This window comes from Actinoplanes sp. NPDC051633, assembly GCF_040681735.1.
In the GTDB taxonomy this organism is placed as follows: domain Bacteria; phylum Actinomycetota; class Actinomycetes; order Mycobacteriales; family Micromonosporaceae; genus Actinoplanes.
The window spans coordinates 1-8,094 of the sequence record NZ_JBFAZH010000250.1 but is presented as its reverse complement, the minus strand read 5'-3'; the positions used below and the strand labels follow the sequence as shown (position 1 = coordinate 8,094).

At 70.7% G+C, this 8,094-nt stretch carries 8 protein-coding genes; 2 read left to right on the top strand and 6 right to left on the bottom strand.

Features of this window, described 5'->3' with window-relative positions; translation table 11 throughout:
• The 6 genes from AB0M20_RS16385 to AB0M20_RS16360 form a co-directional block, all read right to left on the bottom strand.
• Window positions 1–911, bottom strand: a 911-nt coding sequence (locus tag AB0M20_RS16385; RefSeq protein ID WP_364298824.1) for a substrate-binding domain-containing protein, incomplete at its 3' end; no start/stop codon positions are given.
• A gap of 205 nt (window positions 912–1,116) precedes the next feature.
• On the bottom strand, window positions 1,117–2,157 hold the full coding sequence (locus AB0M20_RS16380; protein ID WP_364298822.1) for a lactonase family protein: 1,041 nt from the start codon (window positions 2,155–2,157) through the stop codon (window positions 1,117–1,119).
• A gap of 10 nt (window positions 2,158–2,167) precedes the next feature.
• On the bottom strand, window positions 2,168–2,758 hold the full coding sequence (locus tag AB0M20_RS16375) for an ATP/GTP-binding protein (RefSeq protein WP_364298820.1): 591 nt from the start codon (window positions 2,756–2,758) through the stop codon (window positions 2,168–2,170).
• Window positions 2,739–3,125: a DUF742 domain-containing protein gene (locus AB0M20_RS16370; protein ID WP_364298818.1), complete on the bottom strand. Its 387-nt coding sequence runs from the start codon at window positions 3,123–3,125 to the stop codon at window positions 2,739–2,741. The genes AB0M20_RS16375 and AB0M20_RS16370 overlap by 20 nt, the downstream gene beginning before the upstream one ends.
• On the bottom strand, window positions 3,115–3,534 hold the full coding sequence (locus AB0M20_RS16365; RefSeq protein WP_364298816.1) for a roadblock/LC7 domain-containing protein: 420 nt from the start codon (window positions 3,532–3,534) through the stop codon (window positions 3,115–3,117). The genes AB0M20_RS16370 and AB0M20_RS16365 overlap by 11 nt, the downstream gene beginning before the upstream one ends.
• A complete protein-coding gene (locus AB0M20_RS16360) occupies window positions 3,534–6,104 on the bottom strand; it encodes a nitrate- and nitrite sensing domain-containing protein (RefSeq protein WP_364298814.1) in 2,571 nt (856 codons plus the stop codon). Before AB0M20_RS16360 ends, AB0M20_RS16365 begins: the two co-directional genes overlap by 1 nt.
• 216 nt (window positions 6,105–6,320) lie before the next feature.
• Between AB0M20_RS16360 and AB0M20_RS16355 the strand changes: the two genes are divergently transcribed.
• Complete coding sequence (locus AB0M20_RS16355; protein ID WP_364298812.1) at window positions 6,321–6,989, top strand: hypothetical protein; 669 nt, start codon at window positions 6,321–6,323, stop codon at window positions 6,987–6,989.
• A gap of 11 nt (window positions 6,990–7,000) precedes the next feature.
• Window positions 7,001–8,056: a hypothetical protein gene (locus AB0M20_RS16350; RefSeq protein WP_364298810.1), complete on the top strand. Its 1,056-nt coding sequence runs from the start codon at window positions 7,001–7,003 to the stop codon at window positions 8,054–8,056.
• Window positions 8,057–8,094 lie beyond the last annotated feature (38 nt).

Below are 8,094 nucleotides of genomic sequence, written 5' to 3'. Positions count from 1 at the left end.
GCGGCGGCGAGGGCGTCCTTGAAGGCCGGCGTCTGCAGCGGCGGGTGCAGGCCCGCGGCCGCCGCCGACTTCTGCAGGTCGACCTGCGGCATGATCGCGTACGGGTAGTCCAGGCCCGGCGGCGGCGGGTCGAGATACAGGGCGGCGAGCTGCAGCGGGGGACGCTCGGCGTTGAACGCGATCACGTCCTCCTCCGACATCGGCGCCGCGCTGAGGCCGCTGGCGATGCCGGCCGGGTCCGCCGACCGCGGGAACCTCTGCAGCAGATCGTCGCGCAGGCTGGAGCTGCCGGCCGCCAGGGCGCGCAGCGCTCCCACCTTCGCCTGCTGGCCCTGGGCACCCTCGGGCGCCGCGCCGGCCAGCGCCAGAAGCCCGGCCAGCCCCGCGGCGTCGCGCGTCGGGTCCACGATGCCGGTCCGCACGTCGTTCTTCTTGGTCATCTGGGCGAGCAGGTCTTTCCAGCCCAGCTTCTTGTCCGGCCACCCGAACCGCTCGGCGATCGGTGTCGGCATGGCGACCACCACCGGGCTCAGCGCGATGGGCGCGCCGTCGGCCGGCGTGAAGCCCGACGCCTCGGCCTTGAGACGCAACAGCCAGCTGCGCGAGTCGGCGACCCAGACGTCCGGCACGGTGACCGACCTCGGCGCGGTGCCGAGACCGGTGAGCGACACCTCGTGGTCACGGGCGACCGCGGCGGCCATGGTGGCCGGATTGACCGCAGTGAGGTTCACATCGACGCAGGTGCCGTTGACGTTCGCGCCGTCGGTCATCCATTTCTGCGCCGTCTGCTCGATCGCCGGGGCGATCTCGGGCGCCGCGGCGACGGTCAGCGGAATGCTCCCACTGCACTTGTTGTCGGCCAGCTGCTGATAACCCAGCCACGATCCGGCGATGACGACGACGATCGCCATCGCGGCGCCGATGACACCGGCGCCCCTGAGATTGAAATTACGACGATGGCGGCCTGACACGCGGTCCATACTGCGCATCGGAGACGCCGAATGCCATAAGGATCGAGGTCGAAAGTTACTCGGATTGCGAATTAAAAGATCGGGATTTCACCGAGAGTAGTGAACTGGTACCTGCACGTGAGTGAACCATGCTAAAACGGGCCGATCAGGCACGTTCCCAACGCAGAAAACACGTCGGACTCGGCTCCTGTACCGGTTCACCCTGCGGGGTCGGGAGGCCGGTCTCCGGGTCTATTCGCAATACCGTGACCGAGTGTGAACGTTCATTGGCTACGTAGAGATGGTCGCCGATCAATGCGATGTGCCGGGGCCAAGTGCCACCCGTGGGCACCTCACCGACGCGGCTCGCGGTGTCGCCGTCCCACCCGAAGATCGCGATCGTGTCCGGCCCTCGATTCGCGACATAGACGAATCGCCCGTCCCGCCCGACCGCCAGCTCGGACGGATAGTTCACGCCGGTGGTCGACGTGATCTGCCGCGCGCCGCGCCGCTCAAGGCCGCCGTTTCCCGGCCGGTACCAGCTCAGCTCGCCGCTGAGCTCGCCGACCAGCAGGACGGCGCCGTCGGGTGCCGGGCGCAGGTGCCGCGGCCCGGTGCCGGGCTCGGCGACGATCGCCGCGGTCAGGCCGGTCAACCGGCCCGACAGCGGGTCGAGCCGAGCCCGCCAGACCCGGTCCGAGCCCAGGTCGGCGATCAGCACGTGGCCGGTGTCATCGGGCAGCACCATGTGCGCGTGCGGCGCCTTCTGCCGCTCGGGGTCGGGACCCTGGCCGTCGAGGTCGATCAGGTCGGTGCGCTCGCCCGGCCGTCCGTCGGGCCCGAGCGGAAGCACGGACACGCTGCCGCTGGAGTAGTTGGCCGCCAGCAGGTGGCGGCCGTCGCGGGTCAACGCCAGGTGGCAGGGATGCCCGCCGCCGGTCTGGCCGGTCGCGATCGGCTCCAGGGAGCCGTCCGGCGCCACGGCGAAGGCGCTGACCGCGCCGAGGAGAAGCTCGTTCACCGCGTACAGCACCGGCAGGGTGGGGTGCCGGGCCAGAAAGGAAGGCGAGGGGGTACGCGCGGCGAGACCCAGCCGGGTCAGATCGCCGGTGTCCCGGTCCCGCCGCAGCAGGGCGATGCCCTCACCCTCGCCGCCGCTCTCCCCCGTGTAGCTGCCGACGTAGACGAAGTCCGCTGATCCGCTCATCCCGCTCTTCCTAGCGCCGGCCGGCGCCGGTCAGCTGCCGCCGCGCAACATACTCGACCAGCTCGATCAGAACATTGCGCGCCGACGCCTGCTCACGCGCGTCGAACAGCACCACCGGCACGTCCGGGTCGAGATCGAGCGCGCCGGCCACCGCGTCGGGCGCGAACCGCCGGTCCTGCTCGAAGCAGTTGACCGCCACCACGAACGGGGTGCCGCGCTGCTCGAAGTAGTCGATCGAGGGGAAGCAGTCGGCCAGGCGCCGGGTGTCGGCGAGGACCACGGCGCCCAGAGCGCCCTCCGACAGCTCGTCCCAGAGGAACCAGAAGCGGTCCTGCCCGGGAGTGCCGAAGAGGTAGAGCATCAGGTCGTCGGAGATGGTGATCCGGCCGAAGTCCATCGTCACCGTGGTGGTCGTCTTGCCCTCCACGCCGCCGGTGTCGTCCGCGCGGTCGCCGCCGGAGAGGATCTCCTCGGTCTGCAGCGGCTTGATCTCGCTGACCGCGCCGACCATGGTGGTCTTGCCCGCGCCGAACCCACCGGCGATCAGGATCTTGAGCGCAGTGGGGATGCGGGCGGGCCGGTCAGAGGGTTCGAAGACCATGCACAACCGCCTTGAGTACGTCGACGTCGTGCGGCTCGGAGGCCGCGGGGGGTTCGTCGAGGGAGATCATCCCAGCCGAGCGTAGATCACTGAGCAGAACCCGCAACACTCCGATCGACAGGTCCAGCTTGGACGCGAGCTCGACGATCGTGATGGGCTCGCCGGCGGCGGCCACGATGGCGCGGTGCTCCGGCTGGGGGTGGAACCCGGGCGGCGTCTCGGTGGACGTCGCGATCACGAACGCGACCAGGTCGTAATCGGTTGCCGACGGCGCGACCCGGCCCCGCGTCAGCGCGTACGGCCGGAAGACCGGACCGGCATCGAGGTCCAGCCACTCGTGCGGCCTGCGCAGCGGGTCAGCGGCCATCGGGGCCCAGCAGCGGGGAACGCTCGGGCGCCTGCATGTACTCGCCGACACGCTTGACCAGCATGGCCATCTCGTACGCGGTCAACCCGAGGTCGGCGTCGCTGCCGGTGAGCAGGGCCAGGCAGGCGCCCTGACCGGCGGCCGTCACGATGAGGAACGCGGTGTCCATCTCGACCACGGTCTGGCGCACCGCCCCGGCCTTGAAGTGCCGGCTCGCGCCCTTGGCGAGGCTCTGGAAACCGGCCGCCATGGCCGACAGGTGCTCGGCGGCGTCCCGCGCCACCCCGGACGACGAACCCATCATCAGACCGTCGGCGGAGAGCACGACGGCCTGCATCGCCGGTGGCACCCGCTCGATCAGGTCGTCGAGGAGCCAGGTGAGGTTCGCGGTCTGCTTCGCTTGAGCCACTATGCGTCCTTCTCGTCGCGGATCACCGGAAGATTGACGGTGGCCGCTGGATCGATCGCGTGTTCGCTTGCGGGGGTGGTGGCATCGGCGTCGACGCCCGCCGCGGCCAGCCTGCCGCGGGTGGTTCCTCTCTGCAGAGCACTCATCATCGTGCGCACCTCCTCCGGCGTGCGCAGCGGCTGTGAATCCTCCTCCTCCGGGGCGCGCTCTCGCAGCTGTGGCGCCAGGCTCGCCTGACGGACCCGGATGGGCAGTCCCTCCTTCGTCGTGTCCGGCCGTGATGCCGGCTCCCGCGCCGGCTCCGCCGAACCGGCGTCAATCTTCTCTTGTGAACCCACCGAGGGCCGAATCGCGGAACTGTCGGCTTTCCGATTGCGCGGCGAGCGCCGACGACGTACAAGTCCCTCCGGGCTGAGCCCGTCGGCGACCGAGCCGGGCGCCGGCCCGCCGCTCGTCAACGGCTCCGATGCCGGACGTGGCCGCGGGATGCCGGCCTGCGTCGGCACCGGCACGGTCGCGTCCGGATCCTGCCACCTCAGCTCCGCGGGCAGCGCCCGGCCCGGGTCCTCGGCAACGTCGCCGGCCGGCTCCCAGGCGCGCAGCCCGGCCACCGGCTCACTGGTGCTGTCCGGGTCGGCCGTGGACGAAGCCGGGAGCGAGGTCAGCGCGGGCGGCGGTGGCGCGGCGGTGATCAACTCGGCCGGGATCAGCACCACGGCGGTGACCCCGGAGTGGGTGGACGGGCGCAGTGACACCTTCACGCCGTGCCGGTGAGCCAGCCGAGCCACCACGAAGAGCCCGAGCCGGGCGCTGTCCGACGGGTCGAAGTCGGGCGGCTCGGCCATCTTGCGGTTGGCGTCGTCCAGGGTCTCCTGCGACATGCCGAGGCCGCTGTCGTCGACCTCGATGGCGTACCCGTTGGGCAGGATCTGGCCGGTGACCGTGACCCGGGTCTGCGGCGGCGAGAAGGAGGTGGCGTTCTCCATCAGCTCCGCGAGCAGATGGATGATGTCGCCCACCGCCCGGCCGATCACCGCGGACTCGGAGATCGTGGTGATGTCGATCCGCTTGTAGTCCTCGACCTCGCTGATCGCGCCGCGGACGACGTCGATCATCGGCACCGGTTGCCGCCAGCCGCGCCCGGGCACCGCGCCGGTCAGGATGACCAGGTCCTCGGCGTGCCGGCGCATGCGGGTGGCCAGGTGGTCGACGCGGTAGAGATCCTCCAGCTCGTCCGGCTCGGTCTCGCGGCGTTCCATGCGGTCGAGCAGCGCGAGCTGGCGGTGCAGCAGGGTCTGGCTGCGGCGGGCGATGTTGAGGAACACCTCGTTGAGGCCGCGCCGCACCGCGGCCTCCTCCACGGCGGACCGGACGGCGGTGAGCTGCACCTCGTTGAACGCCCGGCCGACCTGCCCGATCTCGTCCTGCCCGTACTCCAGCGGCGGCGTCTCGACCCGGACGTCGACCGTCTCGCCGCGTTGCAGCCGGCGGACCACCGCCGGCAGCCGGTCGTCGGCCAGATCCAGTGCCTCGGCCCGCAACCGCCGGAGCCGGCCGGCGATCGAGCGGCCCACCCGCACGGCCACGACCACCGAGATGATCAGGGCGGCCAGGCCGAGCAGCCCGGCCACGGCGAGCCGGACGATGACCCGCGTGGCGACCGGCGTGGCCCGCTCGGCCAGCGCATCGGTCGCGTTCAGCTCGAAGGCCCGCAGCTGCTGCGCCGACGTGTCGTAGGCGGGCTGCCACACCGTCAGGGTCACCGGCGGCGCGACGCCGGCCTGGCCGTCGCTCAGCAGCTCCTCCTGGTAACCACGCAGCGCGGTGAACGCCTCGGAGTTGCTGAGCTGCTGGAACGTCGTGCGGTCGGCGGACGGGAGGTCGGCGATGCCCTCGGCCAGCAGGAAGCGTGAGGTCACGATGGCGCGGATCAGGTCCTCGCGGACGATCTCGTCGAACGTGCCCTCCTCGGCGGCGCCGGCCAGCAGCGCGTCGGCCCGGCTCAGGTACTCCTGGCCGCGGCCGACCGTGGTGAGAGCACGCACCTGCCGGTCCACCGTCTCGTCGCCGAACGACGCGGTTGCGGCGAACATCTGGAACCCGGTGTCGACGATCTGGTTGAAGATGTTCTGGGTGGCGCGTACGTCGAGCTCGCGGCGGTCGATCTGGCCGCGGTTGGGGGTGAGTCCGCTCAGGTCGGTGAGGATCTGCGCGATGCGCGTACGCAAGGTCGCGCTCGCCGCATCCTGCGCGTCCGAGCCCGCGGCAGAGTTCCGGAAGGCGGCCGCGGCACGATCGGTGGCCGCGCGCTGCGCGGCGAGATCGGTGGAGATCTCCTTGTCCTCACCGGCGATGTGTACGACGGACAGCCGCCGCTCCTTCTGCAGCTCGCCGACCAGCACCTCGCCGGGACGGCCCACGGTGTCCAGCAGCGTCTGCGCCGACAGCAGGTTGATCGCCGGACCCACGGTCAGCACCGTCGCGAAGACCCACAGGGCGAGCAGCGCCACGAGCGGCACGGCCACCAGTGCGACGATCTTCGAACGGATCGACCAGTAGCGGGTTCTCATCAAGCTCCGCTCGAGGGGTAAGGGAACTTCGGCAGAATACGAAATCGAGGCGAGTCGAGGAAGTCGTCGGGTGCCCGAAATTCTCCGTTATCGGGGGCTTACCCGCCGCGAATGGCACGGCTGATCTGGAATCAGTCGATTTAACCAGAGCATCGACAACCGGATTGGCGACCACCACTCAGTGGGAATAACCCATGGCGAAGAAGGAGGGACCCCATGTCCGCTGGACAGATCATCGTCCTCGTCATCGTCCTGTTGGTGATCGCCGCCGTGGCGGTCTTCGCGGTGCGGGCGGCTCGTCGCCGCAAACTGCAGAACACCTTCGGGCCGGAATACGACCGCGTCGTCGCCGACACCGGCAGCCGCGCGGACGCCGAGAAGGAGCTGCGTGACCGCGAGAGGCGCCACGCCGAGCTGGAGCTCAAGGAGCTGACCCCGGAGTCCAAGGCCCGCTACTCGGCCGCCTGGGAAGAGGTTCAGATCCAGTTCGTGGACAACCCGGAGCAGGCCGTCAGCACCGCCGACGACCTGACCACCCGCCTGATCGCCGAGCGGGGCTACCCCACCGGCGACTACGACGACCAGGTGGCCAACCTGTCCGTGGCGCACGCCAAGACGCTGGGCCACTACCGCGACGCGCACGACATCAGCACCCGCAGCAAGAACGGTGAGGCGACCACCGAGGACCTGCGGCAGGCGCTGGTGCACTACCGGGCACTGTTCGCGGACCTCCTGGGCGAGTCTCCGGTGTCGACCGACCACGCCACCCCGACCGGCAGCTCGACCACCACCTCGACCACCACCGCCGTGCCGGCGCAGACCGACGCCAAGACCGTGAACAACAACGACGTCACGGGCACGCGTCCGGACGCCACCAGCCGTTGAGGAGCCCAGTGATGCGTTTCTTCACCAACGACAGCAAGGACGACCGGGACGACGCCAAAGACGTGGACGTCCAGGAGCGCAGCGGCTATCAACCCGAGCCGCAGGCGGAGACGCACCCCGAGGCGGTCTCGTCCGGCCCGGTGCCGGTGCCGCAGCAGCGGGCCAACTCGCCGTGGTCCTCGACGCCGTCCGACACCGCCGGCGACCCGACCGGAACCGATGAGCACGGCACGCACCGGCGCGACGACGAGACCGACCGCGCCGACGTGACCGATCGGGTCGACGACACCGACCGCATCGACGACACCGACCGCGCCGACGTGACCGATCGGGTCGATGACACGGATCGCGTCGACGACTCCGACCGGACCGGCGGCACCAACCGGGTCGACGAGGCGCTGGACGACCGCGGGACCTTCGACGACCCGCAGGTCTCCGACGCCGCGCATGCGCCGTCGGACTCCGACTCTGACAGCGCCGCCGACCGGCTCGCGGGCAGTCACATCTACCGCGAGGGCGACGACCGCACCGACGACGACCGCACCGATGTGGGCCACGTGCATGAGGACCCGACGCCGCCGGACCACGCCGTCGCCGACACCGCTCCGGACGCGACCGCTCCGGACACCACTGCTGCGGAGGAGCCTGCCCTGAAGGACGAGGGCGGCTTCGACGACCCGAAGGCGGTCGACCCGGCCACCGACGAGCCGCTGACCTCGCACGACGACGTCCCCGTCGCTGCCGCCGCCGCTGCCGCCACGACCGGGGCCACGACCGGCGACAGCAAGCCCGGCGAGGTGGCCGCGCCCGAGATGACCCGGCTGTTCGGCGACGACAGCCAGGGCTTCCAGGACCGCTGGCGCGATGTGCAGTTGCGCTTCGTGGACAGCCCCAAGGAGGCCACCGCCGAGGCCGCCAAGCTGGTCGACGAGGCGGTGGACCGGCTGACCGCCAGCCTGAAGTCGCAGAAGGACCGGTTCGGCGGCGAGAGCACCGACGACACCGAGAAGCTGCGCGTCCAGCTGCGCGGATACCGGGACATCCTGAACCGCATCATCGCTCTCTGACCCACTGAAACCGACCGCGCCGATGACTGACATTCCGT